This is a genomic window from Tritonibacter multivorans, from assembly GCF_001458415.1.
GTDB classification, from domain to species: Bacteria; Pseudomonadota; Alphaproteobacteria; order Rhodobacterales; family Rhodobacteraceae; genus Epibacterium; species Epibacterium multivorans.
In genome coordinates, this window is the sequence record NZ_CYSD01000018.1 from 1 (window position 1) to 16,364 (window position 16,364).

Below are 16,364 nucleotides of genomic sequence, written 5' to 3' on the forward strand. Positions count from 1 at the left end.
CCTCGAGCATCTTCAGCCGCTTTGCTTCCGACACCGTCATGCCGCCGAACTTGGCCTTCCAATTATAGAAGGTGCCTTCCGACATGCCGTGCTTTCGGCACAGGTCTGCGCACTTCGCGCCTGCCTCATGCTCCGCCAGGATGCCAATAATCTGCTCGTCCGTGAATCTCGTTCGCTTCATTGTCCGTCCTCAGGTTGGGCCGGACTCTAATCGCAGGTGGAGGAAAAATCCCGTGGCAGGTCATTTGAGACCTGTGCGGCGTTTTGTGAACATTGGGACCAGGCCAGTTTTGACCCCGACTACCCGACGGAGCCGCTGGACACTTTCGAGCCGATGGTCAATGCGGTTTTCGCTCGCAAGGCCTTTGACCCGCAAGTGCTCCGCGACGGAGAAATCACAGGGTTGCCCGCGCTTTTGGCTGGATGAGGCCGGCGTCGCGAGTGGGGAAATGTGCCGCCGCCGAAGGGCTCGCATAGGCGGGAAATCGGGGGGGGCACCGACAAACGGGCGTTCAACCAAGCTTTCGTCTTTTCGTGGTCTGCTGTTCCGTCTAAAGCAGGCACAAAGGTGCTGCGGCGCAGCAGAGATTTCTCAGAAAGTGAATACGCATGACGATCACACATCTTGTCACACACTCCGGTGGCTTTCACGCGGACGAGCTTCTGTCGTCTGTCATTCTGACCCGCCTGTTTCCCGAGGCGACGCTTGTCCGCACCCGTGACACCGCCATGATCACCCCTGGCTCGGGCAAGGTGATCTATGACGTTGGTCGGGCTTATGACGCCGAGCAGATGATTTTTGACCACCACCAGCGCCCGGTGCCCCTGCGTCCGCTGCATGCGGATGCGGAAGAGGGCGAAGAGGCGCATCCCTACAGTTCTTTTGGTCTGATCTGGCATCACTTTGGCCGCGACTACCTGCGTGCGCTGGAAGTGCCTGAGCTGTACCTGGACGAGGTCTGGGGCAGCTTTGATCGTGGGTTTGTCCTGCCGATCGACCTGATGGACAATGGGGCGATGAATGCCTCGCAGGCGGGGCCAATGCTGGCGTCGCTGACCCTTCCGGCGCTGATTGACCTTTTGAAGCCCGTCTTTGATGAGACCGCAGACGATGCAGATGATCAGGCGTTTCTCGCCGCTTTGCCGATTGCAAAGGCCTTTGTGGAAGGGTCGATCAAAAAGAAATGCGCCAAACGCCGGGCGGATACGTTGGTGCGTGATGCGATCACGGCGGCTGGCGACAGCGCTGTTCTTGAACTGCCACAGGGCATGCCGTTTCGCTCTGCGGTTGAAGCAACGGGCGCGGATCATCTGCTCTATGTCATTCACCCGCGCGGGGGGGACTGGGCGCTGAACTGCATCCGCAAAGGTGGCGATACCTTTGAAAACCGGGCGGATCTGCCCGAAGCCTGGGCCGGATTGACCGATGCCGCGCTGGAAGACGCCAGCGGTGTCAAAGGCGCAAAATTCTGCCACAACGGCCGCTTTATTGCGGTGGCCAGCTCGCGCGAGGCGATTGTGGCCCTGGCGGAGCTGGCGGTGGCAGACGCCAAGGCACGCTGAACAGAAGGGGGCGGAGATCCATAAAATCCGCCCCATTTTTCCCCCCAACGTTTTAATTTTGTGAATTTTTCTTTGCCAGCCTAACCATCGCGGTCATGTCTTGTGATCGTTTCGATGTGTCTGAGGCTTGTGGTGTTGACGTCTTTTGTAATCTGCTTGTTTGTGATGTGCGCCCCGGTGTTTGCTTGGGGGGCTTTTGCACGTCTTGATGCGATACAGGTGACGCCCCTTGTCTCCTTGGCGCGGGGGCGGCGATGACAGTCTATAATGTGACGCCCGACAATTGGGATGATGACGACTTCTGGGCCCTCGTGCGCGCCGGAAGCGAAGATGGCGGGCTCAGCTTCAGTGCCTTGGGCGGATTATATTCGGTATCCATGGTTGGATTTGGCAGCGCCGCTGGGGCGACGCTGGTGATGTCCAATGGTCTCAAGACCTTCTCGGTTGGACCGGATGATGCCGATGCCACTTTGGGCGAAGGGGCGTTTGAAGATTTCACCTTTTTCGAGACCTCGGACGCGGGGCCAGAGATTGAGGGGCTGCCTGCGGAAGGCGACGATGAATTTGGCATCGCGGCAGATCCAGACGCGGATGCGTCTGCGGGACCGGCGACCAACCCCGAGGCAGATCAACAGGCAGAACAGATTGCGGACGCTGGCGTACCCGCCCCGAACGGTGCGACCACAGAGGCGGAGGGGGACAATGATCCGGATGCTGGACCGGACGTGACCTCCTCCGGCGCTCTCTCAGCGCAGCCGGCGGCGGTGACCGCTTCCGAAGACAGCGGATCTGCATCGCCCGCGCAGGCGATCGAGATTGTGGCGGACGCAAGCGGCACGCAGGTTGTGGTCATTGACGCCGCGATCGACGAAGCGGAAGCGTTGGCTGCGTCTTTTGGTCCTGACGTTCAAGTGATCATGCTTGACCCCAACAGCGACGGCATTGAACAGATCGCTGCCGCGCTTGAGGGGCAGAGCGATATCACGGGGCTCCACATTCTGGCACATGGTGCAGAAGGGCACCTTTCGCTCGGCGATGCGGTGCTGGATGCCGACAGCATCCATGGCGAACATGCTGCTGCTCTTGCAGAGATTGGCGCTGCGCTGTCCGAGGACGGCGATATCCTCATCTACGGCTGTAACTTTGGGGCAGGTGAAGCAGGCGAAGAGGCGATGCTCGCCCTGGCGGAGGCCACATTGGGCGACATCGCGGCCTCGGACGACCTGACCGGTGCGGCCGAACTGGGCGGCGATTGGGAATTGGAAGAAGCCCAAGGCACGATTGAGACCGAGACGCTCGAGATCGAGGGTTGGACTCATGTCATGTCCAACTGGTACGGGACGGCTGGCAGTGATTTTCTCAGTGACAGCTTTGGGGCTTACTCATCAGTTTATGGGTATGGGTCCTCCGATACGCTCTACATCGGGAGCGGCACGGTCTATGGCGGCGATGGGAATGACAATATTGGGGTAAACTTCGGCGGCGCGCTGTATGGTGGCGCGGATGACGATGTCCTCTGGGGGTTTTCCGCATCGACGATCGACGGTGGCACCGGCACGGATACCCTGATCACGTCCAATACCGCTTATGACATTACCATTGATTTGATGGACAGCGGTTCTCAGACCTATGGCAATGGCAACTCTGCCGTGATTTCCGGGATTGAGAACATCACCACGGGTGGCGGCGATGATGAGCTTCTGGGCAACGACAGTGACAACGTTTTCTATGCTGGTACGGGTATGGACACGCTGTCGGGCGATCAGGGCGACGATACGCTCTATGGTCAAGACGGGGCAGATACCGTTCTTGGCGGATCTGGTCAGGACAGCCTGGATGGTGGTGACGGTGCGGATCGGATTCGTGGCGACGCGCTTTGGATTGACACATCCGATTACGCGTCGGGCAGCGGAAGTTCCACCTCACTGACCATCAACAACGACTCCGGCGAAACCATCAATATCTATTGGATTGATGGCAGCGGGACCACATCTCTCTATGGCGTGATTTCGGATGGCGGGATTTTCACATCCTCCACCTACGTCAACCACAACTGGATTATTGCGGATTCAAGCGGCGTTTTCCGCGAAGTGGTGGAAATCACGGGCGCAACAACCGTCACCTATGATGGGGTTGACCTTGGCGATACAATCGCCGGCGGCGCGGGGTCGGACACGATCTTTGGCGAAAGCGGCGGTGACCTGATCGACGGCGGCGAAGACGGCGACGAAATTTATGGCGGCTATGGTGATGACACCATCGCGATCTCTGACAATTTTGGCAGTGACACGATCTATGGCGAAGATGGGTCCGGGGATGTGCTGGATGCCTCTGCTCTGTCCAGCGGTGTCACCGTCACCTTCACCGATGGCGAAGACGGCACGCTGACCGATGGGTCTGACACGCTGAGCTTTGACAATATCGAAGAATTTGTGCTGACCGGACATGACGATAGCGTCAACGGCAGTGCTGCTGACAATGACATGTATGTGCAGGGGGGGGCAGGCGACGACACCATTACCGGCGGGTCCGACAATGATGTGCTGGACGGTGGCGACGACGATGATGTTCTGTCCGGCGGCGCGGGCGACGACAGCCTGATTGGTGGCGCAGGCAATGACAGCCTGGTCGCAGGCAACAATTCAGGCGTTGGCGACACGCTCGAAGGGGGCAGCGGCAATGACACGCTGGTCGACAGCTATTGGAATGCGACCCTTGATGGCGGCGACGACGCGGACTTCTTTCAGCTCGGCTATGGCACGGCGAACGTCATCGGCGGCGAAGGCGGCACTGATGCGGACACGATCTCGTTCCTGGCGGCGAATGACGCCGTGGACATTACGCTCAGCGGTGGAGCTGAGGCAGGGACCTATACCGACAGCGATGGTGACAGCGGCAGCTTTACCGGCATCGAAGCTTTCGAGCTCAGCAATCAGGCGGACACGTTCAACAGCAATGGGATCACCGGCTCCGAAAGCGTCTATGGTATGGGCGGCGATGACACCATCACCACCCAAGGCGGCACGGACTATGTCGAAGGGGGGGCTGGCGCGGATTCCATTAACACCGGTCAGGGGGATGACACGGTTCTTGGCGGCGACGGGGCCGATTATATCAATACCCAAAGCCAGGCAGACTCGGTGGATGCGGGCAGTGGGGCGGACACCGTCTATGGCGGCCAGCACAATGACACCATCGATGGCGGCGCGGACAATGACTATCTGGATGGTCAGACAGAAGACGACAGCATCGACGGCGGCACTGGGGATGACACGATTATTGGCGGCATGGGCAGCGACACGCTGACCGGTGGCGACGGCGAAGACGTGTTTGAGCTCACCGGTTGGGATGGGCGTGACACGATCACCGATTTCGACATTGCCGACGATGACCTCAATGGGTTTTTCAACGACCAGCTTGATGTTTCGGGCCTCAGCGGCGGCACGGGCCCGGCCGGGGCCATCCGGGCGCAGGACGTTGTGGTCACCGACGATGGCTCCGGCAATGCGATCCTGACCTTCCCAAACGGGGAAGCCCTGCTGTTGCAGGGGGTTGCACCTGCGTCCATCAGCGGTGGGCCGAATCTGTATGCAGCAGGCATTCCCTGTTTTACCCCCTGCGTGCGCATCCAGACCGCCCGTGGGCTGGTTCCGGCCGCAGACATCCGTATCGGCGATCTGGTGCAAACCGCGGACAATGGCTATCAGCCGGTGATCTGGCGCGGGCAGCGTCATATGAACAGCGCTGAACTGGCGGCGCATCCGCATCTATGCCCTGTTCTGGTGCAGCCCGGTAGCCTGCTGGGGAACACCTCCCCGATTTTGGTTTCGCCGCAGCATCGGTTTTTGTTGCCCCCGGCGCTTGTCGGTGGGGAGGAGCAGTTCTTGCGCGCCACGCTGATGCCCGCGTTGCCCTGGTCGGGCGTGCGTCAGGCGCGTGGGACACGGCAGGTCACCTATGTCCACCTGATGACCCCGCGCCACGAGGTCATCTTTGCCGAAGGGGTCGCGACCGAAACCTTCTTTCCGGGGCCACAGGCCCTGCAGTCGCTCAGCGCTGAAGATCGTCGGGAGCTTTTGCACCTGTTCCCCGAACTTCGCGTCCAAGGCTATGGCGCATTGGCGCGCGCCGATCTCGCGCGCAAAGACCTGCGTGCCTGCGGTCTGCTCCGCTGACCCTGCGTCAACCTGTCCTGATTTTGGTCACAAGGCAGGCAAACCCCGCGGCAGAATGGCAATATCTTGCTGATCCCTTCTGTATTCCGGCGATCCTTAAAATCTTAGGGACATCCTCGCCCCGTGTGTTTTGGCCCTGATCTAAAATCATAGGTGAGGTGGGGGCCTCGGTATGAGTGAGGGCGCGTGTGGCGCATGTCTTAGTATTGGAAGATGATCCCGGTCTGCGTTTGGTCTTTGCCGAGGCCCTGCGGCGACAGGGGGATCGCGTGGACGCGGTCGGGTCCTGCGCAGAGGCGATCGCCTATTTGCGCTGCGTGTGCCCATCGTTGGTTGTGCTGGATCTGAAGATCGGTTCTGAACTGTCCCTGTCCGTCGCGGATTATGCCGCACTGCGTTATCCGCAGCTGCCTGTGCTGTGCGTGACCGGCTGTGGAATGTTTGCCCATGGGGAGCTTTTCGCGCTGAGCCCGAATATCTCCTGTGTGCTGCGCAAACCGGTCAGCATCCAGGATTTCCGCAGCACGGTTCAGCATATGTGCACGACCCTGCGGTGCGCGGCGTCCTAGCCGCGCGTGACGTAAAATACACGCGTGAATCACTTTGTGCTGACGCTGAAATTGCGCATAGGGCGCTGCAGTTTCCCCCTAGTGGAGGCAAATATTAATGGCGGCCGCCGCAATTAGTGGAATCAAAACCTGCCCAAATGTGGCGAAACCGCCTTCTTCGTTCAGGATTTTTTTAGATTCGCCCCCCTTTGGGGCTGCTTCAGAGGCGGTTTTCGTCCCTGAAAACGCGACAATTCCTCATATTTGACAGGACTTTAGTTAAAATTTGCGTCGATTGTTAACGTTTACCCCTGCAATTAACGAATTTTAGGGCATTCTGGTTCCTGTCTAACTGGGGGGTTAAGGCATGTTTACTACGTCACAATCAATCCACGATTTCGTCCAAGCCCGTTCGCTCAAGGTCATATTCCAGCCGCACCCCTGAAAGAATTTAGGTCCGTGGGAAAATGGAGTGGATTATGAGAAAGTTGCTTGCGGTTGCCGCGGCATGCCTTTCCCTCGGCATGTCCGGCGGCGCGCTGGCGGGAGACCGCCATGCACAATCGCTGCCTGGGTGGGAAGCAGTAGGGCGCCTGAACATATCAGGCAAATACATGTGCACGGGCGCTTTAATAGCGCCGAACCTTGTGCTGACTGCAGCACACTGCATGTTTGATGCCAGGACCGGTCAACGGATCCGCGCACAAAGCATTCGGTTTGAAGCAGGACTAGATGGCCGACAGGCCAAGGCAGCCCGAATGGCGGCCAAGGCGGTGATCCATCCGGATTACGTGCATCGCCTGAAAGGTCAGGCTCAATTGGGCCATGACATTGCGGTGCTGCGATTGGACCGCCCGATCAGCAGCAGCCATATCAAACCCTTCTCGATGTCGGCGCGTGCGTCGCAGGGGGATGCTGTGGATGTGCTGTCATACAGCTACACCAATGCCACCCGCCCCAATCGGGAAGTGGGCTGCGAGGTGCTGTCGCGGCAGACACGGACCTTGGTGATGACCTGTCGGGTGGAGTTCGGAGCCTCTGGTGCGCCGGTGCTTTATGTGCAGCCGGGGCGCCCGCCCAAGATCATTTCGGTGATCTCGTCCAAGGCGGCGATGGGACAGCAAAGGGTGTCGATTGGCACCACATTGGACAGCAAGCTGCAGCATATGATGCGCAGCGCGATCTAGGCCGATGAGGCTGCGCTGCCCAAAGCTGCCACTTTGGGAAAGCGTCACTTGCAAAAACAAAAGCCCCGCCTGTTTCAGGCGGGGCTTTGTGGTTGAGGGCGGCTGGCATCAGCGTTCGCGCAGGGCTTCGCGTGATTTATAAAGCGGCTTCAGCAGGTAGCTCAGGATCGTTTTGGAGCCGGTCTGCAATTCGGCGGTGGCGCGCATGCCGGGGCGGATCTCGATCTGGCGCTGACGTTCGGAAAAGCCCGCGCGATCCACGCGCACTGTCACCTTGTAAAAGGGCGGAGCATTGGCATCGCGTTCGTCCTCAAAGGTATCGGCGGAGACAAAATCCACTTTGCCCCGCAACGAGCCATAGATGGTGTAGTCATAGGCCGACAGCTTGATGGTCACATCCTGACCGGGCTGCACATTGGCAATGTCTTCAGGACGCACGCGGGCTTCCACGAACAGCTCTTCGCCCAGCGGGATGATCTCTACGATTTCGTCACCGGGGCGGATCACGCCGCCAATGGTGGTCACGGCAAGGCTGTTCACAATGCCTGCCATGGGCGAGGTGATCACGGTGCGTTCCAGCTGGTCCCGCGCGCCACGCTGTTCCTGACGCAGTGAGGTCAGCTGGCGCAGGGTTTCCGAATAATCCTCGGCCAGTTCCAGTTCCGCCTGAGTGCCGATCTCGTCATATTTTGCCTGCGCGTCACTGACGCGTTTCTTGGCTTCATTCACTTCAAGAAGGGCGACGATCTTCTGTTCGTGCAGCGATCGCAGGTTCGAGTGTTCGTTCTTCAGCTGGCGCAGAATATCCAGCGCAGAGGCGCGGCGGGATTGGTAATCGGTCTGACGGGCCTTCAGCAGCGCCCGTTCCGATGCCAGAATGCTGGGCGAGCGGCCTGCCAGATCGTCGGGGACGGTGAAATCATATTCGCCGTTGATCTCGGCCTCGACCCGGTATTGTTTGATCTCCAGCGCGTCGATCTGGTCCTGTAGATCGTCTGACGCGGCGCGGAATTTGGTGTCCTGCAGCTTGGCCAGGATCTGACCCTTTTGTACCACGTCACCCTGACGCACGTGCAATTCGGCCAGGATGCCGCCTTCAAGGTTTTGCACGATCTGCGCGCGGGACGACGACACGACTTGGCCGTCGCCGCGGACGATCTCATCCACTGAAGCCCAACCGGCCCAGCCCAGAAACACCAAAAGCGCCAGGGCGATCAAATAGATCATCCGGCTCGACGCTTTGGTGGTTTCGGTAAAATCGATCTCTCCGGTTTGGGACAGCGCGTCGGTCATGGCTTGTTCCCCGCATTCAGATGGGCCAGCACCTCGTCGCGCGGGCCGTCAACAACCATACGGCCGGCCTGCAGGATCAGGGTGCGGTTGGTCAGCGACAAAATGGGCATACGGTGGGTGGCAATCACCGCAGTCCGATCCCCCAGCCAGCCTTCCAGACGGCTGACCAATGTGCGTTCAAGCGTCTGGTCCAGCGCGGCCGTGGGTTCATCCAGCAGCACAACAGAGGGATCCTGTAGCCAGAGACGCGCCCAGCCAATGGACTGGCGCTGACCAATGGACAGGCCCGCGCCGCCGTCACCAATCGGCAGGTCGAGCCCGCGCGGGTGGCTGCGGACGAAAGCGCCAAGACCCGCAAAATCCAGCGCTTCCAGCAGGCGCGCGTCGTCGCGTTCCAGCATAGTCAGGTTCAGGTTGTCACGCAGGGTGCCTGCAAACAGCCGCACCTCTTGACCCAGATAGCCGATATGGCGGCGCAGGTCGCGGGGTTCGATCTGGCTGATGTCGGTGCCGTCCAGCATGACACGGCCCTTTTCGGGGGTGTAGATCCCCGCAAGCAGCTTCAGCAGGGTGGATTTGCCCGACCCGTTCATGCCCAGCACAGCAATGCGCTGGCCCGGCACCACGGCGACGGCAGGCACATCCACAATCGGCGCGCCTTCGTCGTCATAGCGGAAGACAACTTCGCGCAGCTCGAACCGGCCTTCGATCCTTTCGCGGCGCAGATACGCACGACCAGCTTCGCGCTCCTGTGGGGCGGCGGCCAGCTGATCCAGCGCTTCCAGCGCGGCGCGGACGTTGCTCCAGCGGGCCAGCGTGCCTGCAAACTGTGTCAGCGGCGCCAGCGTGCGCGAGGTCAGGATGCCTGTGGCAATGATCGTACCCACGGTGAACTCACCGGCGAAAACCATGTAAGTCCCAAGGATCACAGCGCAAATATAGGTGGCCTGCTGCACAGCCTGCGACCAGTAGGTGAGGGCAGAGGCCAGTTTGCGCTGGCCGTTAGAGGCCTGCGAGGACAACAGGTTCAGCTCGTCCCACAGGCGCAGAACACGTTCTTCGCCGCGCTGGGTTTTGATGGTTTCCAGCTCGGTCACCACTTCCTGCAGCAACCGCGCGCTTTTGGTCGAAGCGCCCTGCGTCTGACGTGTCAGCGCGATCATGCGTTTCTGCAGGAAATACCCCGGCAGCAGCATCAACAGGCCGCCCAGCACGATCACCCAGACCACCGGCCCACCGATCGAGGCGACCAGCAGCAGGAAGACGGCAATGAACGGCACATCCGCCAGTGTCGACAGCGTCGAAGAGGTAAAGAACTCCCGCACGGACGAAAAATCCCGCATCGCGGAAAACAGCCCCGACGGCGGCAGCGGTTTCTTGTCAGCGCGCAGGCCAATCAGGCGCTGCATCAGCTTGCGCTGGACCATCATGTCGATCTGACGGCCGGCCGCATCGGTGATCTGGGCGCGGGCGATTTTCAACAGCCCCTCTAGGCCGATTGCCAACAACGCGCCAAGCGCCAGCACCCATAGCGTCGCGGTCGACTGATGCGGCACCACGCGGTCATAGACCTGCAAGGAAAACAGCGCGACCGACACCGCCAGCAGGTTCGCCACCAAGGATCCCAGCATGATTTCTGCAATCTGGCGACGGAAACGCGAAAACTCGCCCCAGAACCAGTGCGAGCCATCCAGTTGCGGCGTGTGCCGCTGTGCCAGCTGCGCCAGCGAGGGGCGCGCGGACAGGATGTAGCCCTCGAAATAGGGCATGAATTCGTGAACCGGCACTTCGGCGCGGTTGTCGGGGCAGGTGGTGTCAAACAGCACCAGACCGGCCTTGGTCTGTTCCAGCACCAGAACAGGCTGGCCACCCTGCATCATCGCAATCGCGGGCCAGGTGCGGGCATTGGGTTTGGCATTGGGCGACAGCTGCGCCTTCAGCCCAGACGCGGCAAGCGCATCCACCATGGTTTCTGGGCGCAGCGCCGCATCGCCTGCGGTTTGTAGCCGCTCTGCCACATCATGGGCGACCAGATTGACCCCGGCAAGCGACGCCAGCGTGGTCAGCATTTGTGCCCGCGCGCGGATCCGCTCCTGCTCCGGTGTCAGGGCAGGGGTCTCTGTGCCCTCAGCGGTGTCGCCCTTGGCGGGGGTATCCGGCACCGGTGCCAGATGCGGCGCTTTGGCGACGGCTTTCACAGCGGTCGGCTTGGACTTGCGGCGCGCTTTAACAGAAGCCTTTTTCGGCGCGTTCAGCGTGATCTTCGGACCCGCCGTAGGGGTGTCGGATTGCGTGTCCAGCGCCGTAACGGTCGCTGTCGGCGCTTCGGGGATGTTATCTGCGTTGGCGCGGGCTGAGGGCGCGGGGGCAGATGCCTCAGCAGGCTCTTCCGCGGGCTCCTCGGGGGCCGGCTCCGCGGCGGAGTGGGCCTTGAGTTCTTCGACCGCCGCTTGGGAAAGGTCCGCTGTGGTGGCATCTTCGGGGGCGGCATCTTCGGGGGCGGTGTTTGTGTCGGCGACAGAGGGGGCGGCTTCCGATGCGGTCACGACCCCATCGGGAAAACGGCTGTCTTCACCGCTCGCGTCTTCTGGTGTTTCAGGCAGATCGTCTGCCACCGGCTGCGGCGCATCCTGTGTGTCAGGCGGAGAGACCTCGGCACCTGCGGTGAAATCGGTTGTGGTCTGTTCCGGTTCTTCAAGCGCCAGAACAGGCGAGGCATCCTGTGCCTTGGCGTCACGTTCCAGCGCGGCCAGATCCTGGCTGCTGCGGCCCATTGCGGACAGGGCGCTCAGGCTTGGCTTGCGCTTGCGCCCCTTGTGAGAGGCATCGCCAGCGTTGGCGTCGGGGTGTTTGGGGTCGGTGTGTTTTGGGTCGTCGGTCAAATCTTGTCTCCGTCAGCCAGTAGCCCCAGAGAGGCGGCCAGCGAAAGCTGGATCAGTACCACTTCGTATTTCGCATCGATATAGGCTTGTTCGCGTTTTACGAGTTCTTCGTAGATCGGGATCACATCCATGACCGGACGCTGACCCGCTTCGAACTGCGCTCGGAACAGGCGATAGGTTTCGCGGCTGGCGCGCGACAGTTTCAGGGCTTCCTGTTCCTGTCGGCGGAAAGACTTCAGTCGCTGGATCTGCCGGGCATAATCGCGGCGTGCGGTTTCTTCGGCTTCGCCCACCTGACGCTGGGCCGCTTCCTTGCTGGCCTCGATCGCCTGAATGGCGGCAGGGGTGCCAAGGCCAAGTGGTTCAGCCAGGTTGACCAAGGCGCCGACGCCAGAGCCTTCGGTGTTGATCTCGCCGCCAACAGAGACCTGCGGCAGGTAGCCCGCGCGCTCCATGATCGCCTGTTGGGTGGCGCGCTCTGCTTCGGCTTCGGCGCGCAGAACGGACAGATACTGGCTGCCATCGGGCGGCAGGGCCAGCTCCAGACGGCCGGGGGCCGCGTCAAAGTCCTGACCGGTCATTGCGCGCAGTTCCGCGCGGGATGTGGCGGCTGCGTCATTTGCAGTGGCCATGGTGCTTTCCATACCGGAAATCTTGCTTTGCACCACATTGATGTCAGATCGATCCGAGACACCGCCGTTGACGCGCCCCACCACGACGCGTTCAAAATCCGCCATGGTCTGGATTGCGCGGTAGGCATAAGCCGCTTTCTCATCCCCGCGCAGCCCCGCCACGTAAAGACCCAGTGCGGTTTCAACCCGGTCGTTCATGTCCTCGGACAGGGTCACCGCGGCCACTTCCACATCTGCGGCAGCAAAGGCGCGTTCGGCCTTGCGACGGCCATTGTCGAACAGAACCTGATCGATCAGCATGCCCGCAACCATTTCGCCCAGATCGGTCAAGCGAACCGAAGGGGTCAGGGTGGGCAGCCAGTTTTTGGATTTCGCCTGCGCCCGCAGCTTGGCCGAGGTCAACGCCGCCTGGCTGGCGCGGGCCTGTCCGCTCAGGGCCGCAGCGGCCACAGCGTCATAGGAACTATGCGGGGCCAGCAGGCTGTGGCGGTTCATCAGGGTGGTGATGACTTCGGATTGCGGGGCGTCTTCGGCCTGGGCAAAGCTCTGTTGCTGAGACCCCGGGGCAGGGGAGGCGCCTTGGCCGTCGGGCAAGCCAAGATTGCAGGCAGACAGCCCGCAGAAAAGTGCCACAACAGAAAACCCCCGAAACCGGATCATAACCAACGTCCTCGTGCCCCATATGCCGTATGTCCATTCCGTCGCCCCACCGCGCCGAACGGATCAATTCTGTTGGGAAGCGCCGGAAGCGATATCGCCCCGGCGCTGCCTTGTTCTTTAGATGACGACGTTGACGTCTTCTTCGACCAAGAGCGTGGTCCCATCGTCGCCGATGGTATAGACATCGTAGGTCTCGCCATCCACGTCTCGGGTGCCATTTTGTGTGGCCCCTGTGACGGTCACCGTATCATCCGAGTTTCCGCGGATTGTCAGGGTGTCAGAGTTGCCGGACAGCGCGTTGATATCGGCTTCTGTCAGGGTCAGGTTGACCTGATCGGCAAACTCCAGGTTCAGGCTGTCGATGTTGAACTCTGCCGCGCCTGCGTGGCTCAGCACGCTGGTTTCGGTTGCGTTGTCTTCAAACATCACCATGACCGACGACTGGTTGCCTGCGTCGTCTTCGCTGCTGACCAGAAGGTTGGTGCCGTCCGCAACCGCATCGTCAAAGGCCAGCATGGTGTTCGAGCCAATGTCGAAAGCTGTGGCGGTTGCTTCTGGGGCGGTGCCGTCTGCTTCCAGGGTATTGACGGTGAAGTTCTCCCCCGAGGCCTCATCCACGCTGATGCTGGTCAGGTTGTCGTCGCCGTCAGTGCCGGTGCCGGTGACCGCCGGGGTGTCAACTTCGGTGTCGATGGTGATCGCCAGCGGCGTGTCCGGGGAAAGGATCGTGGTGTTGCCCGCCGCGTCGGTGGCGGTGATGGTCGGGGTCACGCTGTATTCGCCGTAGGCGTCGCGGTCGGCATCTGTGCCGGTCAGCACATCTGCGTCAAAGTTCACGGTCCAGCTGCCGTCAGCGGCCACAGTTGCGGCGCGGCTGACACCATTGATTTCCACCGTGACGGAAGACCCTGCCTCAACGGTGCCGGTCAGGTCAAAGCCCTGTTCCAGCTCTGCGCGGTTGACGGTGTTGCCGCCGCTCACGCCGTCAGTCGCAAAGTCGGTGACTTCAGTGTCAAGGCCCACAGTGTCGGCGTCAGAGGCGGTGTTGCCCACATCGTCAGTGATGGTTGCGGTGACATCCAGGGTGTCGGTGCCTTCGGGAATCTCAGCTGCGTCAAAGGTGTAGGACCAATTGCCCGATCCATCTGCGGTCGCGGTGCCGGACGCAGTGCCGAGGGTCACAAGGACCTCTTCGCCCGCAGTTGCGGTGCCGGTGACGGTCACGCCGCCGTCGCGTTCTGCGTCGTTGATCACGCCATCTGTGCGCTCTGCATCATCGCTGTTGGTAACAGCAACGTCCGAAATCTCAACCGTGCCGGCATAGGTGTCGATGCGCAGGTCATGCGTGTCGGTGGCCTCATTGCCTGCCGCGTCTGTGGAGGTCAGCATCAGGGTGCTGTTGTATTCACCCTCGGGCAGGCTGCCTGCCTCATAGGTGACGTTCCAGTTGCCATCTGCATCCGCCACAGCGGTGCGCGTTACAGAAGACGCGCCCCCGTCTTGGATGAGGGTCACAGTCACAGCAGAGCCCGCTTCGGCGGTGCCGGTAATGGTGATGCCCGCCGCCATTTCGCCGCCAGCCACAATATTGTCGCCAGCTTGGGTGTCATCAAAGGCTGCGGATGTTTCGGTGTCGACCGCCAGCACCTGCGTCGCATCCGAGCTGGAGTTGCCGTAGGCGTCGGTCGAGGTGATGGTGATTTCGTCGGTGCGCGTGCCCGGCGCGATCTGATCGGCAGAGAAGGTGACGCTCCAGTTGCCGTCCGAGCCCACCGTGGTGGTCTGGGTTTCGCCCGCGATTTCAACACTCAGGGTTGCACCTGCTTCGCCGGTGCCGGAAATCACGGTGCCTGCGGCCTGGGTGGATTCATTGACGATGTCGCCGGTGGCCTGCGTGCCGCTGGTCACGGTGAATTCGGGCGCCACAGTGTCGATGACCAGATCGGTGCTCGAGGTTGCGGTATTGCCTGCAAGGTCGGTTGCAGCGACAGAGACGGTCGCGGTGTAATCACCGGACAGTTCGCCCCCTGCAATGGCTGCGCTCCAGTTGCCAGAGCCGTCTGCGGTCACGGTGCGGGTGATGTCGCCGGATGCGGTTGCAACGGTCACCACAACGGTTGCGCCTGCTTCTGCGGTGCCGGTGATGTCAAAGCCAGCCGCAGCTTCAGAGGCGTTCAGCACGCCATCTGCACCGCCCAGACCGCCGTCGATGGTGACACTGGTCAGGGTGTCCACAACCAGCGTGTCGGTGGTTGTGGTGCTGTTGCCATGCGGGTCGGTGGTGACAATGGTGATCTCGGAAGAGTACTCACCGGTGCCAATCTGGGTCGAGTTGAAGGTAACAGTCCAGCTGCCATCCTCGCCCACGGTGGTGGTTTGGGTCTCGCCGCCGATGGTCAGCGCAACGGTTGCGCCTGCTTCACCGGTGCCAGAGATCACGGTGCCCGTGCTTTGTTCTTCGGCATTGACCACATCGCCAACAGACTGGGTGCCTGCGGTGATTTCCACCTCGGGCGGGGTCATGTCGATGTCGATGGTGGGGCCGTCCAGCTCGAAGGTGGTGCCAGCAGGGTCAACAACGGTCACGACGGTTTCATAGTCGCCATCACCGGGCAGGTCGTCGGTGGGGAAATCCACAACCCAGGTGCCGTCTTCGCCAACGGTGGTTGTGCCAGAGGTGTCGCCGATGACAACGCTGACCTCAGAGCCCGGTTCGCCGGTGCCGCTGATGGTGACCCCATCCGGGTCGCCTTCGGGCACCACATAGGTGCCATCTGCGTCGTTTACGGTCGGGCTGCCGTCATCACCGCTGCCGCCGTCGTCTCCATCGCCGCCAACTCCGCCAACCAAGGCCGCCGCGCCCGCGCCCGCTGCTCCAATCAGGCCAAGGCCACCCAGCGCAGGGCCTGCCAGCGGCGCAACCACCGGTTCGATACGATCCACGCCAAGGAACACCATGTCGTCATAGGCGCTCCACTTGCCCGCCAGATCCAGCGGCTCATAAGAGGCAAAGAGCATGCCTTCGGCTTTGTCTTCCAGAACCACTTCGATGAAGCTGCCGTTGTCTGACAGGAACAGGTTTTTTGCGCCGGTTGCGGCCTCATTATAGAAGTCGCGTACAACCAGCGTGGTGCCGTCGTTCATCACAACATGCAAGTCTTGGCCGTGGCGTGCATAGCTTTCAACCTCAGCAGGGGAGAGGTTTAGGGAAATGTCCTTAGCGCGGGCGGCGTCGATCACCGACGGGTTACCTTCGGTGGCCGTGCCGTGGGAATTCGTACCGGTGGTGTCACGGGTAATAAAAGCTACGATGCTCATCTTAACTGCTCACTCTATGCGAATACACGCGTGCGCTCGAGCGCAGCGTGTTTTGGAATTCGGTTGCCTGTAGTTCTGCCTGCGTACCGCCTTTGCGGCATATTTG

Annotated in this window: 9 protein-coding genes; 4 read left to right on the plus strand and 5 right to left on the minus strand. The window is 61.0% G+C overall.

The window, feature by feature from the left end; genetic code table 11:
• Window positions 1-181: transposase (locus TRM7557_RS06020; protein ID WP_058289323.1), on the minus strand; the 181-nt coding region annotated here is incomplete at its 3' end.
• Between the two features lie 428 nt (window positions 182-609).
• Here TRM7557_RS06020 and TRM7557_RS06030 point away from each other — a divergent pair.
• The 4 genes from TRM7557_RS06030 to TRM7557_RS06045 all read left to right on the plus strand — a co-directional run bounded on the left by TRM7557_RS06030 (window position 610) and on the right by TRM7557_RS06045 (window position 7,473).
• Window positions 610-1,563 (plus strand): MYG1 family protein, encoded by a 954-nt coding sequence (locus tag TRM7557_RS06030; protein WP_058289325.1) that lies wholly within the window; start codon window positions 610-612, stop codon window positions 1,561-1,563.
• A 254-nt stretch (window positions 1,564-1,817) separates the two neighbouring features.
• Window positions 1,818-5,738 carry a DUF4347 domain-containing protein gene (locus tag TRM7557_RS06035; RefSeq protein WP_058289326.1) on the plus strand — a complete coding sequence of 1,307 codons (3,921 nt, stop codon included), beginning with the start codon at window positions 1,818-1,820 and terminating at the stop codon, window positions 5,736-5,738.
• A 176-nt stretch (window positions 5,739-5,914) separates the two neighbouring features.
• A complete protein-coding gene (locus TRM7557_RS06040) occupies window positions 5,915-6,307 on the plus strand; it encodes a response regulator (protein WP_058289327.1) in 393 nt (130 codons plus the stop codon).
• Window positions 6,308-6,765: 458 nt separating this feature from the next.
• Window positions 6,766-7,473, plus strand: coding sequence for a trypsin-like serine peptidase (locus TRM7557_RS06045; protein WP_074942102.1), 708 nt, complete (start codon window positions 6,766-6,768; stop codon window positions 7,471-7,473).
• A gap of 108 nt (window positions 7,474-7,581) precedes the next feature.
• On the opposite strand, the gene TRM7557_RS06050 is transcribed toward TRM7557_RS06045, so the two are convergent.
• The 4 genes from TRM7557_RS06050 to TRM7557_RS06065 form a co-directional block, all read right to left on the minus strand.
• Window positions 7,582-8,766 (minus strand): HlyD family type I secretion periplasmic adaptor subunit, encoded by a 1,185-nt coding sequence (locus TRM7557_RS06050; RefSeq protein ID WP_058289328.1) that lies wholly within the window; start codon window positions 8,764-8,766, stop codon window positions 7,582-7,584.
• Window positions 8,763-11,066, minus strand: coding sequence for a type I secretion system permease/ATPase (locus TRM7557_RS06055; protein ID WP_413081153.1), 2,304 nt, complete (start codon window positions 11,064-11,066; stop codon window positions 8,763-8,765). The genes TRM7557_RS06050 and TRM7557_RS06055 overlap by 4 nt, the downstream gene beginning before the upstream one ends.
• Window positions 11,067-11,644: 578 nt before the next feature.
• Complete coding sequence (locus tag TRM7557_RS06060) at window positions 11,645-12,940, minus strand: TolC family protein (RefSeq protein ID WP_058289329.1); 1,296 nt, start codon at window positions 12,938-12,940, stop codon at window positions 11,645-11,647.
• A gap of 117 nt (window positions 12,941-13,057) precedes the next feature.
• Entirely contained in the window at window positions 13,058-16,258 is a 3,201-nt protein-coding gene (locus tag TRM7557_RS06065) for an Ig-like domain-containing protein (protein ID WP_058289330.1), read from the minus strand.
• Window positions 16,259-16,364 lie beyond the last annotated feature (106 nt).

What these genes read in the sequence shown, in the direction of transcription:
- TRM7557_RS06030 (WP_058289325.1), top strand. Translation starts at nt 610, where the DNA reads ATGACGATCACACATCTTGTCACACACTCCGGTGGCTTTCACGCGGAC.
- TRM7557_RS06035 (WP_058289326.1), top strand. Translation starts at nt 1,818, where the DNA reads ATGACAGTCTATAATGTGACGCCCGACAATTGGGATGATGACGACTTC.
- TRM7557_RS06045 (WP_074942102.1), top strand. Translation starts at nt 6,766, where the DNA reads ATGAGAAAGTTGCTTGCGGTTGCCGCGGCATGCCTTTCCCTCGGCATG.
- TRM7557_RS06050 (WP_058289328.1), bottom strand. Translation starts at nt 8,766, where the DNA reads ATGACCGACGCGCTGTCCCAAACCGGAGAGATCGATTTTACCGAAACC.
- TRM7557_RS06060 (WP_058289329.1), bottom strand. Translation starts at nt 12,940, where the DNA reads ATGATCCGGTTTCGGGGGTTTTCTGTTGTGGCACTTTTCTGCGGGCTG.
- TRM7557_RS06065 (WP_058289330.1), bottom strand. Translation starts at nt 16,258, where the DNA reads ATGAGCATCGTAGCTTTTATTACCCGTGACACCACCGGTACGAATTCC.